The organism is Pelomonas sp. Root1217, assembly GCF_001425705.1.
In the GTDB taxonomy this organism is placed as follows: Bacteria; Pseudomonadota; Gammaproteobacteria; order Burkholderiales; family Burkholderiaceae_C; genus Pelomonas.
In genome coordinates this window covers 656,373-676,609 of sequence record NZ_LMDC01000012.1, presented here as the reverse complement: position 1 = coordinate 676,609, position 20,237 = coordinate 656,373, and the positions used below count along the sequence as shown (strand labels likewise).

The 20,237-nt window shown below is 69.0% G+C and carries 22 protein-coding genes; 9 read left to right on the top strand and 13 right to left on the bottom strand.

Annotation, left to right across the window (positions count from 1 at the left end):
* Positions 1-57 precede the first annotated feature (57 nt).
* From ASC95_RS12095 to ASC95_RS12080, 4 genes are read left to right on the top strand one after another with little or no spacing between them, the layout of a single operon-like run.
* Positions 58-1,968, top strand: coding sequence for a radical SAM protein (locus ASC95_RS12095; protein ID WP_057297941.1), 1,911 nt, complete (start codon positions 58-60; stop codon positions 1,966-1,968).
* Positions 1,968-2,300 (top strand): antibiotic biosynthesis monooxygenase, encoded by a 333-nt coding sequence (locus ASC95_RS12090; protein WP_057297940.1) that lies wholly within the window; start codon positions 1,968-1,970, stop codon positions 2,298-2,300. The genes ASC95_RS12095 and ASC95_RS12090 overlap by 1 nt, the downstream gene beginning before the upstream one ends.
* Positions 2,301-2,345: 45 nt before the next feature.
* Complete coding sequence (locus tag ASC95_RS12085; protein ID WP_057297939.1) at positions 2,346-3,110, top strand: ParA family protein; 765 nt, start codon at positions 2,346-2,348, stop codon at positions 3,108-3,110.
* Positions 3,111-3,163: 53 nt separating this feature from the next.
* Entirely contained in the window at positions 3,164-3,754 is a 591-nt protein-coding gene (locus tag ASC95_RS12080) for a hypothetical protein (protein WP_057297938.1), read from the top strand.
* Here the strand turns inward: ASC95_RS12080 and ASC95_RS12075 are convergent.
* The 4 genes from ASC95_RS12075 to ASC95_RS31880 all read right to left on the bottom strand — a co-directional run bounded on the left by ASC95_RS12075 (position 3,711) and on the right by ASC95_RS31880 (position 6,919).
* The gene (locus ASC95_RS12075; RefSeq protein WP_057297937.1) at positions 3,711-5,105 is read right to left on the bottom strand and encodes a sensor histidine kinase; all 1,395 of its coding nucleotides are present in this window, start codon (positions 5,103-5,105) and stop codon (positions 3,711-3,713) included. The two genes, ASC95_RS12080 and ASC95_RS12075, sit on opposite strands and share 44 nt — an antisense overlap.
* Entirely contained in the window at positions 5,098-5,766 is a 669-nt protein-coding gene (locus tag ASC95_RS12070) for a response regulator transcription factor (protein WP_056191837.1), read from the bottom strand. Before ASC95_RS12070 ends, ASC95_RS12075 begins: the two co-directional genes overlap by 8 nt.
* Before the next feature lie 96 nt (positions 5,767-5,862).
* Positions 5,863-6,792 (bottom strand): sugar phosphate isomerase/epimerase, encoded by a 930-nt coding sequence (locus tag ASC95_RS12065; RefSeq protein ID WP_157256209.1) that lies wholly within the window; start codon positions 6,790-6,792, stop codon positions 5,863-5,865.
* On the bottom strand, positions 6,776-6,919 hold the full coding sequence (locus tag ASC95_RS31880) for a hypothetical protein (RefSeq protein WP_157256206.1): 144 nt from the start codon (positions 6,917-6,919) through the stop codon (positions 6,776-6,778). Before ASC95_RS31880 ends, ASC95_RS12065 begins: the two co-directional genes overlap by 17 nt.
* A 124-nt stretch (positions 6,920-7,043) precedes the next feature.
* Between ASC95_RS31880 and ASC95_RS12060 the strand changes: the two genes are divergently transcribed.
* Complete coding sequence (locus ASC95_RS12060) at positions 7,044-7,916, top strand: DUF3365 domain-containing protein (RefSeq protein WP_057297935.1); 873 nt, start codon at positions 7,044-7,046, stop codon at positions 7,914-7,916.
* A 13-nt stretch (positions 7,917-7,929) separates the two neighbouring features.
* Entirely contained in the window at positions 7,930-9,420 is a 1,491-nt protein-coding gene (locus ASC95_RS12055) for a serine/threonine-protein kinase (protein WP_057297934.1), read from the top strand.
* Positions 9,421-9,432: 12 nt separating this feature from the next.
* On the opposite strand, the gene ASC95_RS12050 is transcribed toward ASC95_RS12055, so the two are convergent.
* Positions 9,433-10,341, bottom strand: coding sequence for a class I SAM-dependent methyltransferase (locus tag ASC95_RS12050; RefSeq protein WP_057297933.1), 909 nt, complete (start codon positions 10,339-10,341; stop codon positions 9,433-9,435).
* A gap of 25 nt (positions 10,342-10,366) precedes the next feature.
* Between ASC95_RS12050 and ASC95_RS12045 the strand changes: the two genes are divergently transcribed.
* Positions 10,367-11,290 (top strand): glutaminase, encoded by a 924-nt coding sequence (locus tag ASC95_RS12045; RefSeq protein WP_057297932.1) that lies wholly within the window; start codon positions 10,367-10,369, stop codon positions 11,288-11,290.
* Positions 11,291-11,296: 6 nt separating this feature from the next.
* On the opposite strand, the gene ASC95_RS12040 is transcribed toward ASC95_RS12045, so the two are convergent.
* From ASC95_RS12040 to ASC95_RS12020, 5 genes are all read right to left on the bottom strand, one after another.
* Positions 11,297-11,902, bottom strand: coding sequence for a redoxin domain-containing protein (locus tag ASC95_RS12040; RefSeq protein ID WP_057297931.1), 606 nt, complete (start codon positions 11,900-11,902; stop codon positions 11,297-11,299).
* Positions 11,899-13,992 carry a protein-disulfide reductase DsbD gene (locus tag ASC95_RS12035; RefSeq protein WP_057297930.1) on the bottom strand — a complete coding sequence of 698 codons (2,094 nt, stop codon included), beginning with the start codon at positions 13,990-13,992 and terminating at the stop codon, positions 11,899-11,901. The genes ASC95_RS12040 and ASC95_RS12035 overlap by 4 nt, the downstream gene beginning before the upstream one ends.
* Positions 13,993-14,001: 9 nt before the next feature.
* Positions 14,002-14,556: a tRNA-uridine aminocarboxypropyltransferase gene (locus ASC95_RS12030; protein ID WP_057297929.1), complete on the bottom strand. Its 555-nt coding sequence runs from the start codon at positions 14,554-14,556 to the stop codon at positions 14,002-14,004.
* 10 nt (positions 14,557-14,566) lie between these two features.
* Complete coding sequence (locus ASC95_RS12025; RefSeq protein WP_057297928.1) at positions 14,567-15,145, bottom strand: hypothetical protein; 579 nt, start codon at positions 15,143-15,145, stop codon at positions 14,567-14,569.
* Positions 15,146-15,263: 118 nt separating this feature from the next.
* Positions 15,264-15,440: a hypothetical protein gene (locus ASC95_RS12020; protein ID WP_235537903.1), complete on the bottom strand. Its 177-nt coding sequence runs from the start codon at positions 15,438-15,440 to the stop codon at positions 15,264-15,266.
* 169 nt (positions 15,441-15,609) lie between these two features.
* Between ASC95_RS12020 and ASC95_RS12015 the strand changes: the two genes are divergently transcribed.
* On the top strand, positions 15,610-16,989 hold the full coding sequence (locus tag ASC95_RS12015; RefSeq protein ID WP_057297926.1) for a M17 family metallopeptidase: 1,380 nt from the start codon (positions 15,610-15,612) through the stop codon (positions 16,987-16,989).
* 13 nt (positions 16,990-17,002) lie between these two features.
* Here the strand turns inward: ASC95_RS12015 and ASC95_RS12010 are convergent, their stop codons facing one another.
* Entirely contained in the window at positions 17,003-17,935 is a 933-nt protein-coding gene (locus tag ASC95_RS12010; RefSeq protein ID WP_235537902.1) for a ProQ/FINO family protein, read from the bottom strand.
* A 59-nt stretch (positions 17,936-17,994) separates the two neighbouring features.
* On the opposite strand from ASC95_RS12010, the gene ASC95_RS12005 reads away from it, so the two are divergent.
* Positions 17,995-18,480 carry a GFA family protein gene (locus tag ASC95_RS12005; protein WP_057297924.1) on the top strand — a complete coding sequence of 162 codons (486 nt, stop codon included), beginning with the start codon at positions 17,995-17,997 and terminating at the stop codon, positions 18,478-18,480.
* On the opposite strand, the gene ASC95_RS12000 is transcribed toward ASC95_RS12005, so the two are convergent.
* Together ASC95_RS12000 and ASC95_RS11995 are read right to left on the bottom strand one after the other, a co-directional pair.
* Positions 18,477-19,154 (bottom strand): DUF4197 domain-containing protein, encoded by a 678-nt coding sequence (locus ASC95_RS12000; protein ID WP_057297923.1) that lies wholly within the window; start codon positions 19,152-19,154, stop codon positions 18,477-18,479. The genes ASC95_RS12005 and ASC95_RS12000 overlap by 4 nt on opposite strands.
* Positions 19,155-19,194: 40 nt before the next feature.
* Positions 19,195-20,199, bottom strand: coding sequence for a sensor domain-containing diguanylate cyclase (locus ASC95_RS11995; protein ID WP_057297922.1), 1,005 nt, complete (start codon positions 20,197-20,199; stop codon positions 19,195-19,197).
* Positions 20,200-20,237 lie beyond the last annotated feature (38 nt).

The following is a 20,237-nucleotide window of genomic DNA, read 5'->3' as shown; positions in this document are numbered from 1 at the left end:
GGTTGTGAGGCATTTGCTAGGCATGTCGCACCACGCCGCACCGCGACAATCCCGTCCATGCTTCGCCAGTCTCCCCGCGTCCTCTCCGTCATCCCGCCGATGACGCAGCTGAACACGCCCTACCCATCCACCGCCTACCTGACGGGCTTCCTGCGCTCGCGCGGCATCGATGCGCAGCAGGTCGACCTGGCGCTGGCCCTGGTGCTGGAGCTGTTCACGCCCGCCGGCCTGGCCCAGCTGCATGAAGCCGTGCTGGCCCTGCCCGAAGGCGAGCGCACGCCGCAGACGGCCTGGTTTGCCGCCGAGTTCCCGGCAATAGCCGCCGCCACGCCACGCGTCCTCGGCTTCTTGCAGGGCCGCGACCCGACGCTGGCCCATCGCATCAATACCCGCGCCTTCCTTCCCGAAGGCGCACGCTTCGCTTCGCTGGACGCCTATGTAGACGAGGACGGCGGCGACCCGCTCGCCTGGGCGTTTGGCGCCCTCGGCTTGCAGGACCGCGCGCGCCACCTCGCAACCCTCTTCCTGAACGACCTCGCCGACGTACTGCGCGACGCGGTGGATGAACGCTTTGAGTTTGTCCGTTACGCCGAATCCCTCGCCGCGGCGCAGGCTCACTTCGATCCGCTGGCCACCGCCCTGGCCGCTCCGCCCAATTTCGTCGACCGCACGCTGCACACGTTGACGCTGGCCGCGCTGGAACAGCACCAACCCGAGGTCGTGCTGCTGTCCGTGCCCTTCCCCGGCTCGGTCTATGCGGCCCTGCGCATCGCTCAGACGATCAAGGCCGCACGGCCAGAGGTCGTTTGCGTGCTGGGCGGCGGCTATGTGAACACCGAACTGCGCGAGCTGGCCGAGCCGCGCGTCTTCGACTTTGTCGACTACGTGACGCTGGACGCCGGTGAGCGGCCGCTGCTGGCGCTGCTGGAGCACATCGCCGGCAAGCGCTCCAAGACCCGCCTGGTGCGTACCTTCTGGCGCGACAGCGATGCGGTCAAGTACACCAACTTCGTCGAACCCGACATTCCCTTCGACGACGTCGGCACACCGACCTGGGACGGCCTGCCGCTGGACCGCTATCTGTCGCTGCTGGACATGCTCAACCCGATGAACCGGCTCTGGAGCGACGGCCGCTGGAACAAGCTGACCGTGGCCCACGGCTGCTACTGGAAGAAGTGCAGCTTCTGCGATGTGTCGCTGGACTACATCTCGCGCTACGAGGCGGCCTCGGCCGAGGTGCTGGTGGACCGCATCGAGGCCATCGTCAAGGAGACGGGCCAGACAGGCTTCCACTTCGTCGACGAAGCCGCGCCGCCCAAGGCGCTCAAGGCGCTGGCCGAGGAGCTGATCCGCCGCGGCGTGGCCATCAGCTGGTGGGGCAATATCCGCTTCGAGAAAACCTTCACGCCCGAGCTCTGCCAGCTGCTGGCCGACAGCGGCTGCATCGCCATCTCCGGCGGGCTGGAGGTGGCATCGGACCGGCTGCTGAAGCTGATGAAGAAGGGCGTCTCCATCGAGCAGGTGGCGCGCGTGACCAAGGCCTTTGCCGATGCCGGCGTGCTGGTGCATGCCTACCTGATGTATGGCTTCCCGACGCAGACGACGCAGGACACCGTGGACGCGCTGGAATACGTGCGCCAGCTGTTCGAGAACGGCTGCATCCACAGCGGCTTCTTCCACCGCTTCGCTTGCACGGTGCATTCGCCCGTCGGACTGAACCCGGCGGAATACGGCGTCACGCTACAGCCCCTGCCCGCCGATGGCCGCTTTGCGAAGAACGACGTCGCCTTCATCGACCCCACGCCCACCGATCACGACGGCCTGGGCCAGGGGCTGAAGAAGGGCCTCTACAACTTCATGCACGGCATCGGCGTGGACAGCGACATCCGCAGCTGGTTTCCGGTGCGCGTGCCCAAGACGACAGTGCCGCGCCGCTTCGTCGAGCGGGCACTCGCGACAATCGGCTGATGTACACCTCCACCTTCACCTTCGCCAAGGGCGACTACGACGCCGATTTCTTCGCGCTGGACGACCGCATCGCCGCCATCGCCCGCGCCATCCCGGGCTACCTCGGCGAGGAGACCTGGGAGAACGCGGCGAACGGGCTGATTTCCAACGTCTACTACTGGGACTCGATGGAGGCCCTGCAGCAGCTGATGAGTCATCCGGCGCACCGCGAGGCCAAGCAGGCCCAGGCCAAATGGCTGCGGGGCTACCAGGTGGTCATCGCCGAGGTGGTGCGCACCTATGGCGATGGCGGCATCGCCCACCCGCTCGCCGAAACCACGCCCGCCCACTGATTTTTGTGCAGTGCACAATTGCCGCATCCAGCAACGGAGGCGGCGATGCGGCGTGTGGTGTTCAACCAGAAGGGTGGCGTGGGCAAGTCCACGATCACCAGCAACCTGGCGGCGATTGCCGCGGCAGCGGGCCAGCGCGTGCTGGTCATCGACCTGGACCGCCAGGGCAACACCAGCCGCTACCTGATGGGTGACGCGCTGGACGAAGGCGCGCCGGGCTCGGCCGCCTTCTTCGACTCGACGCTGAAGTTCAGCGTGCGCCCGCCGGCCGCGACCGACTTTGTCACCGAGACGCCCTGGGAGAACCTGCACCTGATGCCGGCCAGTGCCGAGCTCGATGAGCTGCACGGCAAGCTGGAGAGCCGCTACAAGATCTACAAGCTGCGCGACGCGCTGCTGCCGCTGGCGGACGAATACGACGAGATCTGGATCGACACGCCGCCAGCACTCAATTTCTACACGCGCTCGGCGCTGATCGCGTCCCAGGGCTGCCTGATCCCCTTCGACTGCGACGACTTCTCCCGCCGGGCACTGTACGGCCTGCTGGAGGCCGTCGACGAGATCCGCGCCGACCATGCGCCCGATCTGTCCGTCGAGGGCATCGTCGTCAACCAGTTCCAGGCCCGCGCCTCGCTGCCGCAGCGCGTCGTGCAGGAGTTGCTGGACGAAGGGCTGCCGGTGCTGGAGCCTTACCTGTCGAGTAGCGTCAAGGTGAAGGAATCGCACGAGCTGAGCCGGCCCATGATCCATCTCGATGCGCGCCACAAGCTGACGCAGGAGATGCAGGCGCTGTACGAAGCGCTGGGCTGAACCGGGCGCTTTTCCGGCCTTGGCCCGCCAGCGCCGATGGCCAGAATGTCGGCATGAGCACTCCCGAATCCGTACGCATCGTCGGCGCCAGTGTCCAGACCGAACTGCCGGTCATCATTGCCGAGCTGGGCCCGATCGCGGACCGGCTGCAGCTGGCGCGCGAGGCCATCGAGGAGTTGCGCGTCAGCCACCCGCAGTCGCCCGAGTCCAACGTGAAGTCGGTGTACATGAGCCCGTGGAAAAGCCACATGCTCAATGCCAAGCTGCTGCCGCTGTGCGCCAGCGTCGTCGAGATCGCCAAGGCGGCCGCGCCCAAAGCCTGGTCGGGCGAGCTCGACTCGCTCGGGCTGGACCTGCTCGTCACCCACTGCTGGGGCGCCATTTACGAACAAGCCGACTACACGGCCCCGCACAACCACTGGCCGGCCGACCTGAGCTGCGTCGTCTACCTGGAAGCTGAAGCCGGCTGCGCGCCGCTGGTGTTCTCCAAGACCAGCGCCTACCAGCCGCGGCCCGGGACGCTGATCATGTTCCCGGGCATCACCATGCACGAGGTGCCGGCCACGCCGGGGCGGCGCGTCGTCGTCGCGATGAACCTCTTCAAGCAGCTGGGGCTGGGTCCGCAGGCAGCGGCGGCAGGCTGAGCCGGGCGCGCAGGCCCGGGCCGGCGTGGGCGTCCAGCAGCTCCAGCCGGCCACCATGCCGGGCCGCAATGTCGGCCGCGATGGCCAGGCCCAGGCCACTGCCCGTGCCCGTGGCGGCGTCACCGCGGCGAAAGCGCTGCATGGCGGCCGGGCGATCGGCCGGCGCGATACCGGGCCCGTTGTCTTCGACCTCGAGCCAGGATCCGGCTGCATCACTGCCGCAACGCACGGTGATGCGGGCGCTCGCGCCGGCATAGCTGACGGCGTTGTGGATGAGGTTCTCGATCAGCTCGCGCAGCAGGAAGGCATGGCCCAGTGCCGGCGCCTCGGCCAACTCGAAGCCGAGGTCCACACCCGCAGGCAGCGTGCGATGGGCCCAGTCCTGGCCGCTTTCGGTGGCAATGTCTCGCAGGTCGATGCGCTGGCCCACGTCGACGCTGCGGTCCTCGGCGCGGGCCAGCGACAACAGCTGCTGGGCCAGGCGGGCGCTGCGCACGACGCGCTGGCGCAGCCGCTCCAACAGCGGGTCCACGCGCTGGTCGTGCGGCTCCAGCATGGCCAGCTCGATCTCGGTCTGCAGGGAGGTCAGCGGCGTGCGCAACTGGTGGGCCGCGTCGGCCAGGAATTCGCGCTGCGCGCCGGCCGCACGGGCCAGGCGCTCGAACAGGCGGTTGAAAGCGGCCTGCAGCGGCACCAGCTCGCGCGGCAGGCGGGCCGCCAGCGGTGTCAGGCGGTGCAGGTCGCGGTGCTCCAGCTCGGCGCTCAGGCCGGTCAGCGGCGCCAGGCCCTGGCGGATGGCCCACCAGCCGGCCAGGGCCAGCAGCAAAGCCAGCGCCGCGCCGTTCAACGCGACCGAGCTGCCGATCTCGCTCTGCAGCGCGTCGCGCTTGTGCAAGGTCTCGGCAACGAGGATCTGGCAGACACCGGTGCCGCAGTCATGGCCGAGCTGCACCAGGCGCAGCTCGCGGCCGCGCAGCCTGACGTCGCCGTAATGGCTGTGGCCCGCCGCCTGCGGGGCCGGGCGAGGCTGCAGTTCCGCAAGGCCGGCGTCGCCCTGGAGTACCTCGCCACGCGGCGCCAGCACCAGGTAGAAAACATCGTCCTGGCGGTCGAAGCGCAAGGCGCGGTCCATGGTCGCGCTGACATCGATGCGGGGCTCGCCGCTGCGCACGTCGATCTGGCCTGCCAGCGTCAGCGCGGTGTCCTCCAGGCCCTCGTCGAGCCAGCTCTGCGCGCTGTGCCTGACCTGCTCGTACAGCGCCGTGCCAAGCACGGGCAAGGCCAGCACCAGCGGCAGCATCAGCCAGCCGAACAGCCGCCGCTGCAGGCTGGAGCGCGAACCCTCAGCCAATTTCCTCTAGCAGATAGCCCAGACCGCGCACAGTGCGAAGCTGCACACCACCGGGCTCGATCTTGGCGCGCAGGCGCGACAGGCAGACCTCGATGGCGTTGTCGCTGACGCCCTGGTCCCAGGCATTGCTGGCCAGCGCGATGTGTTCCTTGGGCACGACCTTGCCCGACCGCGCCATCAGGAAGCCGAGCACGTCCCATTCGCGGGCGGACAGGGCCAATGGCTCGTCGTCGATGTAGGCGCGGCGGGCTTCCTGGTCGATGCGCAGGCGCGCCAGCTGCAGCTGGTTACTGGTGCGCGCTTGGCTGCGCCGCACCAGGGCGCGAGCGCGGGCGACCAGTTCGGTCAGTGCAAAGGGCTTGACGAGATAGTCGTCAGCGCCGCCTTCCAGGCCACGCACACGGTCCTCGACGGCGTCGCGGGCGGTCAGGATCAGCACCGGCACGGCGATGCTCTCGGCGCGCACGCGGCGCAGCGTCTCGAAGCCGTCGATGCCGGCCAGGCCGATGTCCAGGATGAGGAGGTCGTAGGCGTCCTCCTTCAGCGAGCGCGGCACGGGCTCGCCGCGGGCGGTGCAGTCCACGACCCAGCCCTGGGAGCGCAACGCGCGGGCGGTGGTTTCGACGAGTTGTTCGTCGTCTTCGACGAGCAGGATGCGCATGGTGGCCGCAGTATGGCGCGACAGCGGCCGATGTGCTGACGCAGGGCTGTCACGCCGGGGCCATTCACATGCCAGCAACGCGCCGCGAAGTGAATGTCAGCGCGGCGCGCCCACCACCGCGCGTGTTGCCGCCTCGAAGCATTCGCCGGCGATCTGCCACAGCCGCCCGGCATCCGCGTAGCGATCGCTGGGCTCACCGTTGAAACGGTCGCCCGCCAGGTCGGTACGCGGCTGGGCGTAGTGCAGCCAGAAGTCGGCGCCCATCTTCTGCGGCAGCAGCTCGGCGTTGAAGCTCAGGTAGTCACCCGGCCCGGCGCCGCGCACAAAGCCCTCGAAGCAGCGCTGCCACATCCAGCGGAAGTGGCTGAGGTAGTCGCCGGGGTCGTCGAGCCCCGTCTGGATGCATCCTGGGTTGCCGACGCGGGCATGCAGGAAGCGCACGCGCTCGAACACCGGCGCGAGCCGCTGCGCACGGTCGTGGAACTCGCCGCCATAGGTCAGCTCGTGGCCGGTGTACCAGTGCGACAGATCGGCGTTGAAGCGCAGCGCCGGCCAGCGTTCGACGAGATCCAGCGTGCGGCGCAGGTCCTGGGTCATCGTGCCGCGGTGGGTCTCGACATAGAGCGGGTGGCCGTGCCGCGCCGAGGCTTCCAGCACGGCCGCGGCAAGGGCATCCATCTCGGCGTCGGTCTCGAAGGAGTTGCCCACGTGCAGCGTCGTGATCTCGCAACCGAGGTCGCGCTGCTCACGCACGATGGCGTCCACCTCGGCTGGGACCAGTGCGCGGCAGATGCCGGTGACGGCCAGGCCGGCGTCGCGCGCGGCCCCGGCGGCCTCGCGCGTGGGCTGCCAGATCTGCACGGCTTCGTGGCCGTCGGCCTTCAAGAGGGCGAGCTGCTCGGCGTGCGTCGCACACCAGCCGGTCGAGGCGCGGGGCAACTCGGCCAGGGTGCCGAGGTTGATGTCGCGGCGCAGCCGCGGCGGGTTCGCACTGCCGTCGTTGCAGCGGTCAATGGGCGAGTTCATGGCCAGCATCATGCCGCGCCGCCAATTCGGCCAGCGCCGCCTGCAGCGTGGGGAAGCGGACGCGGCAGCGGCGGCCGGCGCTGCCGAGCACAGCGTCCAAGCCCAACCGCGCGACCAGGGGCTGCATCGGACAGGCCCGATTTCGGTCGGGCGCCCTTTCTTCTGTGGATTTGCACCGGGAACCACGAGCAAGCACGAAGCCACTCAACCACATCAGCGCACTACCATTGCCGGCCTCCGGGAAAAACACCATGAAACTGCTCGCCAAATTCAATCTGGTCTATCTGCTCGTGATGAGCCTGGGCATCGCCCTGAGCGGCTACATCGCACGCAATCTGCTGCAGGACAACGCCAAGCAGGAAACCATCGCCACCGCGCAGATGCTCATGGAGAAGGCGCTGGCGGTGCGCAGCTACACCAACACGAAGATCAAGCCGCTGCTGGTCTCGCAGATGACCGACAAGTTCTTGCCGGAGACGGTGCCCAGCTTTTCCGCCACCGAGGTGCTGGGGACGCTGCTGGCCAAACACCCCGAGTTCGCCTACAAGGAAGCGACGCTGAACCCGACCAACCCGCGCGACCGTGCAACGAGCTGGGAGGTCGACATCGTCGGCCAGTTCCGCTCCTCGGCCGATCTGAAGGAAACCGTCGGCACGCGCGACACGCCCGCCGGCCCGTCGCTGTACATCGCCCGCCCGCTGCGCATCACCGACCCGGCCTGCCTGGCCTGCCACAGCAGCGTCGAGGCCGCGCCGGCCACCATGGTCGCCAAGTACGGCCCGGCCAACGGCTTCGGCTGGAATCTCAACGAGGTCATCGGCGCGCAGGTCGTTTCAGTCCCGCTGGGCGTACCGCTGCAGCGCGCCGACCAGACCTTCAAGGTCTTCATCACGTCGCTGATCGGCGTCTTCGTCGCCGTCGGCGTCGTGCTGAACCTGATGGTCTGGATGCTGGTCGTGCGCCCCGTCACGCGCCTGTCGGCGCTGGCCGACCGCGTCAGTCAGGGCGACCTGGACGCGCCCGAGTTCCAGGCCACCAGCAAGGACGAGATCGCCACGCTGTCCCATTCCTTCTCCCGCATGCGGGCCAGCGTCGTGCAGGCCATGAAGCTGCTGGACACATGAGTCATTTCAGCGCATGAGCGACAAGAAGCACCCGACCCAGCTGGGCAAATACCGCATCACCGAGATCCTCGGTGAAGGCGCGATGGGTGTCGTCTACAAGGGCTTCGACCCCGACATCCAGCGCACGGTTGCGCTGAAGACCATCCGCACCCAGCTCGACGCCGACGACGACAGCCCGGGCGCGCCGGCCTCGCGTTTTCGCAACGAGGCCCAGGCGGCCGGCCGGCTGCACCATCCGGGCATCGTCGCCGTCTATGACTTCGGCCGCGCAGAGAACGTGGCCTATATCGCGATGGAGTTTGTCGAGGGCCGCTCGCTCGCCAGCTACCTCGGCGCCAAGGTCCGCTTCACCGACACCGACATCCCCGGCATCATGAGCCAGCTGCTCGATGCCCTGCACCACGCGCACGAGAAGGGCGTCTGGCACCGCGACATCAAGCCCGCCAACATCATCATGACGACGGCCGGGGGGCGGCTCAAGGTGGCCGACTTCGGCATCGCCCGCATCGAGAGCACCAGCCTCACGCAGACCCACTACATGGTGGGCACGCCCAGCCACATGGCGCCCGAGCAGTTCCTGGGCAAGCCCATGGACCGGCGTGTGGACATCTACGGCGCCGGCGTCGTGCTCTACCAGCTCCTCACTGGCCGCGCGCCCTTCGCCGGCACGACCGAGGCGCTGATGTACAAGGTCGTCAACGACATGCCGCAGCCGCCGTCGACCATCGAGGGTGTCGAGCGCCCGGGCTGGTTCGACGCCATCATTGCCCGCGCGTTGGCCAAGCGCCCCGAAGACCGTTATGCCACCGCCGAGGAATTCAAGCAGGCCCTGACCGACGGCATCGGCCAGAACATCGACGACACCGGCTGGGAAAAGACCGTGATGCTGGCGCCAGCGCGCGCGCGCCCCGCGCAGCCGCTGGCCACGCCCACTGTCGCACCGCCCTCGCTGTCAGGCACGTCGCTGCCCGGCTCCACGGCGGGCACGGCCAGCGCCCCGACGCCCTCGCACTGGGACAAGGCCCAGCTGACCCAGGCCGAGCTGACGCTGGCGAAACACGTCGGTCCGCTGGCCAGCGTGCTGGTGCGCCGCGCCGCGCGCGAGTGCCAGGACATCAACGAGCTCTACAGCAAGCTGGCCGAGCAGGTCACCGACCCGCGTGCCCGCGACGCCTTCCTCGGCCAGGCCAGCCTCGTCACCGGCGGCCATCACCACCGCACGGCGGGCGGCACGGCGGGCTCGCCGTCGTCCGGCGGCTCCAAGGGCGCAACGGCGGGCTCGGCGGGCAGCGGCACCTTCATCGGCGGGCCCCTGAACGAGGTCGTCATGGACAAGGCCCAGGTTCTGCTGGCGAAACAAGTCGGCCCTATCGCCAAGGTGCTGATCAAGCGCGCCGCCGCCGGCACGGACAGCCGGGCAGTGTTCTTCAATCGGCTGGCGGAGGCTGTCAACGACCCGGCAGCGCGGGCGAAGTTGCTGGCGGAGCTGGGGCGGCTTTCCTGAGGCGCGGCGGGCTCAGGGCAGCCGGTAGGCCAGCACCTTGAGCGCGCGGTCCTCCGAGACGTCCGCAAATGCCACCGGGTTCGGGACCCGCTCTACGAACGCCAGTTCAGGCGCGTGCTCGACCACCACGCCGTGCAGAAAGTCCGGGCCCAGCTTGGGCGTGTTCAGGCACAGCAGCGCTTGGCCCCCTGGCGCCAGCAGCGCAGGCAGCCGCTTCGCGAGCCGCGCGTAGTCCTTGGTCGCGACAAAGCTGCCCTTCTGGAAGCTCGGCGGGTCGCAGATGACGAGGTCATACGGCCCGCCGCGGGTCAGCTTGCCCCAGGAGTTGAAGATGTCGTGGGCCAGGAATTTGGCGCCGGCTTTCACACCGTTGAGTTCATGATTGCGGCGACCGATCGCAAGCGCGCCGTCGCTCATGTCCACGTTGACGACCTCGGCCGCTCCGGCCTGCAGCGCCACGACCGAGAAGGCACAGGTGTAGGCGAACAGGTTCAGCACCCTGGCGCCGGGCGACACGTGCTCGCGCACCCAGCGCCGGCCTTCGGCCATGTCGAGGAAGAGGCCGTGGTTCTGGCCGCGCAGCAGGTGCACGAGGTAGCGTATACCGGGTATTCCGGCCTCGGTGACGACATGCGGATCGGGCAAGGTGCCGGCCATCAGGCGCGTCTGAACGCGGCCACCCTCCTGGCGGCATTGGAAGACCCAGGGCGCCTCAGGCCAGCGCGCCGTGATCGCCGCACCGATGGCAGCCAGCGCCTCGTCGGCCAGCGGCTCGAAGCTGGTCAGCAGCAGCGCGGGCGGATAGACGTCCAAGGTGAGGTGCTCGCAGCCGGGATGGAGGCCGCCGCGGCCGTGAAAGAGGCGTTGGGCGTCCTGGGGAAGGGCCGCCGAGGTGGCGATGGCGTCGAGCAGAGCTTGCATGGGTGAAGCATTGTCCCGGGCCAGAATGGCCGCCATGGACTTCCAGCTCATCCTCGACGAGATCAACGCCGAACTGCGCCCGCAACTCGCCACGGCCGGCGGCAAGGTCGCCAGCTACATCCCGGCACTCGCGCGGGTGTCGCCGCTGCAGTTCGGCATCGCGCTGCGTACCTGTGCGGGCGAGACGGCGGCGGCTGGGGACAGCGCGGTGCCCTTCTCCATTCAGAGCATGTCCAAGATGTTCTCGCTGACGCTGGCGATCCGCGCGCTGGGCGAGGCCATGTGGGACCGCATCGGCCGCGAGCCCTCGGGCAGCCCGTTCAATTCGCTGGTGCAGCTGGAGACGGAGCGCGGCATTCCGCGCAACCCCTTCATCAATGCCGGTGCCATCGCGGTGGCAGACCGCCTGGTGTCGCAGGGCGATGCCAAGACCGAACTGCTGGCGCTGCTCGGCCGGCTGTGCGGCGAGGCCGTGGGCATCGACGCCGAGGTGGCGCGCTCGGAGGCCGGCACCGGGTTCCGCAACACGGCGCTGGCCAATTTCATGAAGGGCTTTGGCACGCTGGACAACGACGTCGCCACGGTGCTGGATGTCTACTTCAACCAATGCGCCATCGCGATGAGCTGCGAACAGGTGGCCTGCGCCGCCGGTTACCTGTGCCGGGATGGCCGCCACCCGCTGGCCGGCACGCCCGTTCTCAACACGGCGCAAACGCGCCGCGTCAATGCGCTGATGCTGACCTGCGGCACCTATGACGCCGCAGGCGAGTTCGCCTTCCGCATCGGCCTGCCATGCAAGAGCGGCGTCGGCGGCGGCATCGTCGCCGTGGTGCCCGATCAGCTCACGCTGTGCGTCTGGTCGCCAGCGCTGGACGGCACCGGCAACTCCCTGCTGGGCCGCCGGGCGCTGGAACTGTTCGTCGCGAAGACGGGGCTGTCGGTCTTCTAGGCGAAATCAGCTGGCGTACTTGACGCTGCAGCCATAGGGTCGCGTCGACGCCTTCTCGACCTTGCGGCCCGCAGCCACCGCTGCCAGGGCCTCGGTGACGTAGGGCTCGGCCTTGGCGATGTCGGCCTTGTCGGGCGTGGCGAGGCTGTCGATGCCGCCCTTGTAGGCCAGGGTGCCATCGGCCTTGATGACGTACATGTGTGGTGTCGTCTGCGCGCCGTAGAGCTTGCCGAGCTCGCCCTTGGGGTCGAGCAGGGTCGCAGTGGGCGCTGCGCCGCGGTCGGCGTTGAGCTTCTGCGCGGTAGCACCGTCCACGAAGCCCTGTTGGCCGGGCGCGGAGGAGATCACCTGCAGCCAGACGACGCCCTGGGCCGCGGCGGCTTTCTGCTGGGTCTGCATATTGCCGGCGCCATAGTGCTTCCTGACATACGGGCAGTCGTGGTTGGTCCACTCCAGCACGACGGTCTTGCCCTTGTAGTCGGCCAGATTGACGGTCTTGCCGTCGGCCGTCGTGGCGGAGAAAGTCGGCGCGGGCGCGTCGACATTGGCCGTGGCGTGAGCCAGTGCGGGAAGGATCAGGGCGGCGAGCAGGCTGCGGCGAAGCAAGGTCATGTCGAACTCCTGGAAGAGGCGGGGGGCACAGAGATGGCCTCGACGATGAGACCGGGGGTAAGGATTTGCGGCAGCACCTGGGCCTCGGCGGCGCCCGGTGCGTAGTAGAGGTAGAGGGGCACGCCCGAGCGACCATGGGCCTTGAGTACGGCGGTGATGTTCGGGTCCTCGCGCGTCCAGTCACCCTTCAGATAGGCCACGCCGGCCTTGGCGAAGGCGTCCTTGACCTCGGGGCGCGACAGCGCGACGCGTTCGTTGACGAGGCAGGAGATGCACCAGGCCGCCGTCATGTTGACGAAGACCGGCTTGTTTTGAGCGCGCAGTTCGGCCAGGCGCTCGGCGCTGTAGACCTCGATGGCAGATCCCGGTGCGGCAGCATGAGCGTCGGCGGGTACGGGCCTGATCCAGTGAATGACGCTGAGCGCGAGCACGAAGCTGGCCACCATCGCCACGCCGCTGACGACGCCCCTCCCAGCGCGGTGCAGCCACAGCGCGAAGGCGATCAACACCAGGCCGCCCAGCGCCATCGCGACGCCGTCCGGCCCGGCCTGCTGGGCCAGCACCCACAGCAGCCAGACGACGGCCGCATACATCGGGAAGGCGAGGAACTGCTTGAACTTGTCCATCCACGCGCCGGGCCGCGGCAACCAGCGCTGCGCCGCGGGCCAGAAAGCCAGCAGCAGGAAGGGCAGCGCCAGGCCCAGGCCCAGCGCGAGGAAGACAGCCAGCAACACCGCCGCCGGCTGGGACAGCGCAAAGGCCAGGGCCGCGCCCATGAAGGGCGCCGTGCAGGGCGTGGCGACGACGGCCGCCAGCACACCGGTGAAGAAGCTGCCCGCCAAGCCCTGGCGCGCCGCCAGGCTGGAACCCACGCCGGTGAAGCTGCCGCCGAATTCGAAGAAGCCCGACAGGTTCAACCCGACCAGGAAGAGCAGATAGCTGACGATGAGGACGAACACCGGTGAATGGAACTGGAAGCCCCAGCCCACCTGCTGGCCGCCGGCGCGCAGCGCGATCAACACCGCCGCCAGCGCCGCGAAGCTGACGAGCACACCGGCCGTGTAGGCCAGTCCCTCGGCTTTGTGGTTGCCCTCGCGCACCAGGGCCAGGGCCTTGATCGACAGCACCGGGAAGACGCAGGGCATCAGGTTCAGGATCAGTCCGCCGACCAGGGCGAGCATGAGCGCCGGCAACAGGCCGAGATCGCTTTCGGGCGCGGCAACCGGCGCGGCGGCTTCGGCCGCCGGAGCACTGAGGTCGGCCGGGCCCGGGCCTTTGCCGGCGCCTTCGGGCATGGCCGCCGTGATGGCCCAGGCCTGGTCGCCAGCGGCCGTCGTCAGCACCACGACGCCGCTCAGGGGTTTGCCGGCGGCCAGGGGTTCGTCACCTGCCGGGATGTCCAGGGCCCAGCCGCCGCCCTCGGCCTTGAAGGCCTGCGGCGCGCTGTGGGCGACGGCGCCCCAGGTGTCGGCGAAGAAATAGGCCTTGGTCACGCCCGCCGTCGGGCCGCTGAGGCGCACGCCCTGGGGCGCGGGCTTGAGTTGCACCGCAAACGACGCCGGCTTGGGAATCGCGCCGCGCCATTCCTCGATCTGGGCGGCGTCGGGACCGGCCTTGGCCTGGGCCGCCACCGGCAGATCCAGCCCCAGCGACACCTGCTCGGGAATGCAGACATCCTTGCAGACCAGCCACTTCACCTCGGCCGCCGGCTTGAAGCGGCTGCCGGGCTTGGCGTCGGCCGGCACCGTCAACTCAACGAGCAGGGCCGCGCGGCCTTCGTAGCCATAGTTGACGATGGGGCCGATGGCCTGGATGGCCGGCGTGGGCCACTGGATGGGCCCGGCCTGGGTGCCACTCCAGTCGATCGTCGTCGCCTGGCCGGAGTCGCCCGGGTTGAGCCAGTAGGTATGCCAATGCGGCTTGATGTTCTGTTCCAGCGCCACCTGGAAACGCTGGCCCGGCGCGACCGTGGCCTGGCTGGAAACGAGGCGAGCCTGCACATGCTCAGTGGCCGCCTCGGGCGGCGCGGCAAAGGCCAGCAACGGGGCGGCCAGCAGAGCCGGAAGAAGGGGGCGCAGGAACGAGAACATCCCGAAATCCTAGGCCATACCGCTTTCACCCTGCCGCGACAGGCCCGCTTGCACGAAGGCGTCGAAAGCGGCCCACAGCGGCGCGAAGCGTTCCGCGCCGCCTTCCAGCAGGGCCAGGGCGTCCAAACCGGCCTCCGCGGTCGACAGCTGGCCGGGCCGATGGGCGCGGCGTATCGCATAGCGCCCGGGCCGTTCCGGCAGGCTCAAGCGCGGCAAGGCAGCCAGCCAGGGATTGGCGGCCAGCAGGCGGCGGCTCTGGCGCCAGTTGCCGTCCAGCAGGATGAGGCGGTCGACATCCCCCGGCGTGGCGGGATCGCCGTCGCCCGGGTAGAGCAAGGCGGTGCCGGCAACGGCCAGGGCCGGATCGAAGACTTGGCCGCGCAGCAGCTGAGCGCCCGGGCTCAGCCCGAGCGTCAGGAAGGCGGCGGTGTTCTTGGCGTGGCCCGCCTCGGAGGGGTGCTGCAGGATGAGCAGTTCGGTGCGCACTGCCAGCGGCGCTGGCAGTGTGGCGCACAGGCAGGTAGAGGCCGGGCGCTCGCAGCGCGGGCAGACCGCGCGGGGCATGCGCCGCGGCTCAGTTCGCCGGTGGCGACACCGAGTGCGGCGCGATGGTCGACACGGTGCTGTCGGCGCCGGCATCGGCGGCAGCCTCGTCCTCGCCATGATGGCGGCGTGAGCGCGTGCTGGGCAGGCCCACCTGGCGCCTCTTGGCCAGCCGGCCGGCCAGCCAGACGCCGCCAACGACGCCGAAGATGTTGAAGGCTCCGAACAGCGGCGCCGCACTGGACGACAGCAACATGCTCTGCATGGGCGCCGAGTAGGCGCGCGGTTTCAGCGCGAAGCTGAAGGCGCCGAAGATCAGCCAGCCGGCCCAGGCCACGCCGACGCCGGACATCATCCACGCTACATAGGGGCGGTGGCGGCGGCGCTGCGGCCGAAGCGTCAGATAGCCCCAGATCAGCGCGGCAATGAAGAGCAGCAGCGCAATGGCGACGGCCTCGCCGAGCATGACCTGCAGGCTGTTGCGGCCACCCAGCTGGGCATAGACCTGGCGCGGCAGGCCGGTGTTGGCGTACTTCATGGCGGCGCCCGCGCCAAAGCAGTACAGCAGGAGGCCGGAGAAGAAGGCGATGGAGCGGCGGGCGGCTTTCATGGGGGCGCATTCTCGGCGCTGTCACGCCCGCAAATCCGGGAGGATTTCCCGTTCAGCCCAAAACAAAGCCCGCCGTCCGGTGCCGGGCGGCGGGCTGCAAAAAGGAGAGTGGCGGGTTTTAGCGCTTGCGGTCCAGGCGCATGGCGCGAGCAAGGCCGCGGCGTTCGCCGCTGTAGAAACCGGTGTCGAAGGCCTCGTGCTTGCGGCCCTTTTCGACGGATTCCTCGGCGCTCCAGGCCACCTCGGGGAGAGGCAGGCGGCGCGGCGGGTGTTCGGTGCGGGGCTGAATCTTCATCATGGCTGTCTGGCCTTTGGAGGGCCGTCTCACGCCGAGTGGGGCGCGATTGGGAGGCACAACGCCGGCTGGTTGGGGGTGGTTGACAGCCCATACACACTTCTTTGCACCTGTGGTCTGCGGTCACCGGCTATGCAGACAATGCGCTTTTTGAATCCAGGACTCCGCGATGACCGTCCAGCTTAAAAAGACCCTCCCGGCCAAGGCCACCCCCATCACCGTCGTGGATCGCGCCGCGTTCCAGGCCCTGGCCCCCGGCCTGCCACCGGCCACCCGCGCCTGGTTGGCGACGGTCGGCTTTGTCGGTGCGGCGGACAGCCACGCCCTGATTCCCGGAGCCGATGGCCGCCTGGCCCAGGTCTTTGCCGGCGTGGCCCACAGCGCCCACCCCTTTGCGCTGAGCCACCTGCCGCTGGCCCTGCCGGAAGGTGTCTACAAGCTGGATGACGCCGGCCTGGCCCTGCAGTCGGAAGGCGCTGCCATGTCCTGGGAGCTGGGCGGCTACCGCTTCGACCTCTACAAGCCGGCCAAGCGCGCGCCGGCCACATTGGTGCTGAAGGGCGGTGCTGACGCCGAACGCGGCCTGGCGCTGGCGGCGGCGATTTCGGCCACGCGCGATCTCGTCAACACGCCGGCCGAGCACATGGGCCCGGCCGAGCTGGCCGCCGCCGCCAAGGCCCTGGCCAAACAATACGACGCGACCTATGCGGAAACCGTTGGCGATGCCCTGCTGAGGAAGAACTTCCCCAGCATCCATGCCGTCGGCCGCGCGAGCACGCGCTCACCTCGCCTGATCGAGCTGAACTGGGGCAATCCCAAGCACCCCAAGCTGGCCCTGGTGGGCAAGGGCGTCTGCTTCGACACCGGCGGCCTGAACATCAAGCCGGGCGAGGGCATGCGCCAGATGAAGAAGGACATGGGCGGCGCGGCCAACGCGCTGGGCCTGGCCACCCTCATCATGGCCTTGAAGCTGCCGGTGCGCCTGCAACTGCTGATCCCGGCGGTCGAGAACTCGATCTCGGGCAACGCCTACCGGCCCGGCGACATCATCAAGACCCGCAAGGGCCTGCACATCGAGATCGGCAACACCGACGCCGAAGGGCGCGTCATCCTCTGCGATGCGCTGGCCTATGCCGCCGAAGGCAAGCCCGACCTCGTCATCGATCTGGCCACGCTGACCGGCGCCGCGCGCGTGGCCCTGGGCGCGCAGCTGCCGGCGCTGTTTGCCAAGCACATGGACACGGCCCGCGACCTCGTCGACCTGGGCCTGAAGCTGGACGACCCGCTCTGGCATATGCCGCTGTGGGCGCCGTATCACGCCGGCATCGAGAGCACGATCGGCGACATCGTCAACACCGGCAAGAGCCCGCTGGCTGGCGCCATCAACGCCGCGCTGTTCCTGGAAGACTTCCTCCCACCGCAGCAGGACTGGCTGCACGTCGACCTGTTCGCCTGGAACGACGCGCCTCGCGCCGGACGGCCAGTGGGCGGCGAGGCGCAGACGATCCGCACCTTGCTCGCCTACCTGGAGCAACGCTACTCGGCCTGATGACGCGGCCCGATTACTCGGGCGCCTGATCCTTGGTCGGCTCAGCTTCCTGGGCCGGCTGCGCCTTTGCTACCTGGGGCTTGGCCGCCTGATCGCGGCGCGGCTGATCGGGCTTCCTGCCCTGCCCCTGGCGCTGCGGCGGCCGGCCACCTTCGCGGCGACCTTCTGAGCGCCCCTCGGGGCGACCGCCACCACCGGGGCGTCGGTCATCGCGGCGCGGCGGGGGCCCATCGCGGCGCACCTCCCGCGGCGGGGCAGGCGGCGCCTCGGCGCGCTCCTTGCGAGCGATCTCCAGCAGGCCCGGTAGCTCCTCAGCCACCACGCCCTTGAGCACGCAGAAGTTGGCCTCGGTCAGCGTCGTGCGCTCGAAGTCCCACAGCAGCTGGGCTCGGTTGCGGCGCTGCTGCGCCTCGAGCTGGTGGCGCTCCTGCTCCACCTGCTCGCGCTCCTGCTTCAGGCCGCGGCGGCGAGTCAGCTCTTCCTTGGCGGCGTTCAGATGCTCTTCCGTGATCTCACCGGCGGGGTTGCCGTCGAGGTCGAAGCGGCTCTTGGCCTGGGTCAGCGCGATCAGATAGCCAGTGCTGCCGGTGTGGCGGCGCAAGAAGGCGCTGAGCTGTGCCTTGCTGAACTTGCCCGGTGCGCGCTCCTGGATGTCGGCCTGCACGCGCAGCTTGACGGGCTTGGGCTTGCCGGTGAACAGGGCCGGGAACAGGGCCTTGAGCTCGGCCGTGGCGTCTACGGCCGGCGCAGCGGGCGAGCCCGCAGCAGCCGGCGCGACGTCGGCGGAAGCCTCGGTCGCGCTCTCGATTTGGGGCGTGGCTTCAGGCTGAACCTCGGGCACGGACACACGTGCGGGCACAGCGGCTGCCGGTTCTTCGGACGGGGTGACGGGATCAGGAAGATCGGAATTCATCGCAAAGCCGTCGAAGCGGCAGCAAACAGGCAAGGGCCGGGATTGTCGGCCATCATGGCCTCCTGCACGCCATCCCACAGAAAGGTCAGCAAATGCACCTCGAAGGCTCATGCCATTGCGGCAGCGTGAAGTTCTCGGTCGAGGCCGACTCGCCCGTCCCGTTCATGCGCTGCTACTGCTCCATCTGTCGCAAGACGGCCGGCGCCGGCGGTTATGCGATCAACCTCGGCGCTCAGACGCACACGATGAAGGTCAAGGGCAAGCGGCATCTGCGCATCTACCGCGCCAAGCTGCCGAACAAGGAAGGCAAGGGCCGGCACAAGAGCAGCGGGCGGCGTTACTTCTGCATGAAGTGCGGCAGCGCGCTGTGGCTGTGGGACCCGACCTGGCCCGAGCTCGTCCACCCGCATGCCAGCGCCATCGACACGCCGTTGCCCACGCCACCCGAGCACGTGCATTGCATGGTGGATTCCAAGGCGGATTGGGTCGAGGTGGAGGGCTTGCCGCAAGACCCGCGCTTCGACGAATATCCCGACATGTCACTGGCCGAGTGGCACAAGGCGCACTACAAGCCCTAGCCCAGCCCGCCAAACACCTTCTTGAGGATGGCGCTGCCGGTACCCACCGGGTCCTGCCGGATCTTCTTCTCCTCCTCGCCGATGATGCGGTACAGGCCGTCCAGCGCCCTGGCCGTCACGTATTGCTGGATGTTGGCCTCGTCGCCCTTGACGAGGCCGAAGCCGCCGGCCTTCTTGGCGACGGCGTTGTACTTGTCGGCCAGCGACACCTTCTCGGTCGCCCTGGTCACGATGGGCAGGAACTGCAGGCCCAGCGGCTCGCGCGTCTTCACGGCGAAGAACTGCGTCACCGAGTCGTCACCGCCCCTGAGGATCTTCAGCCCGTCCTCGACGCTCATGTCCTTCACCGCCTTGACCAGCAGCGGCTTGGCCGCCGGCACGGCGGCTTCGGCGGCGCGGTTCATCGCTGTGACGAGCTCGTCGAGCTTCCTGCCTTGCCCGGTGGCCTTCAGCAGCTTGGCCGCGTCCTTCAGATACCCCGGCAGCTCGATCTTGACGAGCGGGTTGCGAAGAAAGCCGTCGGGACGCCCCAGCAGCGACACCGCCGAATTGGCGCCGCGCTCCAGGGCCGCGCGGATGCCGGCGTTGGCATCACCCTCGCTGAGGTTCAGCGCCCAGGCCGGGCGCAACAGGAGCAGTGCGGGGGCACTGGCGATGACGAGGCGGCGTTGCATGGCGGGCTCCGGTGAGACAGAGCGCCATCTTGCCACCGGCTCAGGCGTGGGCCTGCTGCAGGCCGCGCTTGTGGCGGTACATGCGCTGGTCGGCCAGCTCGATGAGCCGGCTGAGATCCACCCCATCCTCGGGGAAGCAAGCCGCGCCGATGCTGGCGCCGATTTGAAGCAGCCGGCCCTCGAACGCGAAGCTGCCGTCGAGATGCGCCGCCAGCCGCTGCATCGTCGCTTCCAGGCCGCCGTCGGCTGCCAGCGGCCGCAGCAGCACGCCGAACTCGTCACCGCCCAGCCGCGCTGCCACGTCGGACTGGCGCAGGCCGCCCACCAGGCGGCGCGCGAATTCCAACAGCGCCGCGTCGCCGGCGCGGTGACCGAAGCCGTCATTGATCAACTTGAGGCCGTTCATGTCCAGCATCATGACGGCCAGCGGCTGGCCGTCGCGCAGGGCCTGGGCCAGCGACGCGTGCAGGCGATCCAGGAAGAGGGAGCGGTTGGGCAGGTCCGTCAGCCCGTCATGCGTCGCCTTGTGAAAGAGCTCGCCGGGTGCATAGCGGGTGGCGAAATACATGGCCGCGGCGACGAGCTGGGACACCAGCCCCAGCAGGGACAGATGCCGGTCTTCGAAATGACCCGCGCGTTTGGACATGGCCTTCAGCACGCCCACCGTCACGCCGTGATGGCGCAGCGGCACGACGACCATGGCGCGCAGGCCCAGGCGCTCGCAGGCGGCGCGGTCGCAGCGCGGATCGAGCAGCGCGTCGTCGCAGCACAGCGCCCGCCCCTGCGCGACGCACAGGCCCGACAGGCTGTGACTGCGTTTGAGCCGCAGGCCCAGGCTGCCCTCCGCCATGCCGGCTGCGGCGCGGTAGACCATCTCATCGCCCTCGGCCATCTCCAGCGCGGCGCCGTCCGCATCCACCAGGCTCAGGGTGCGTTTGACCACGCGATCCAGCAGGCGCCCCAGGTCCAGGTCCAGCTCCAGCCCCAGTCCGGCCACCTCGGTCTGCAATGCGATGACCTCCAGCAGTTTGTCCCTGGTCGGCATCGATGTCTCCTCGACGCGCTGTCGCGCGACGATGCGCC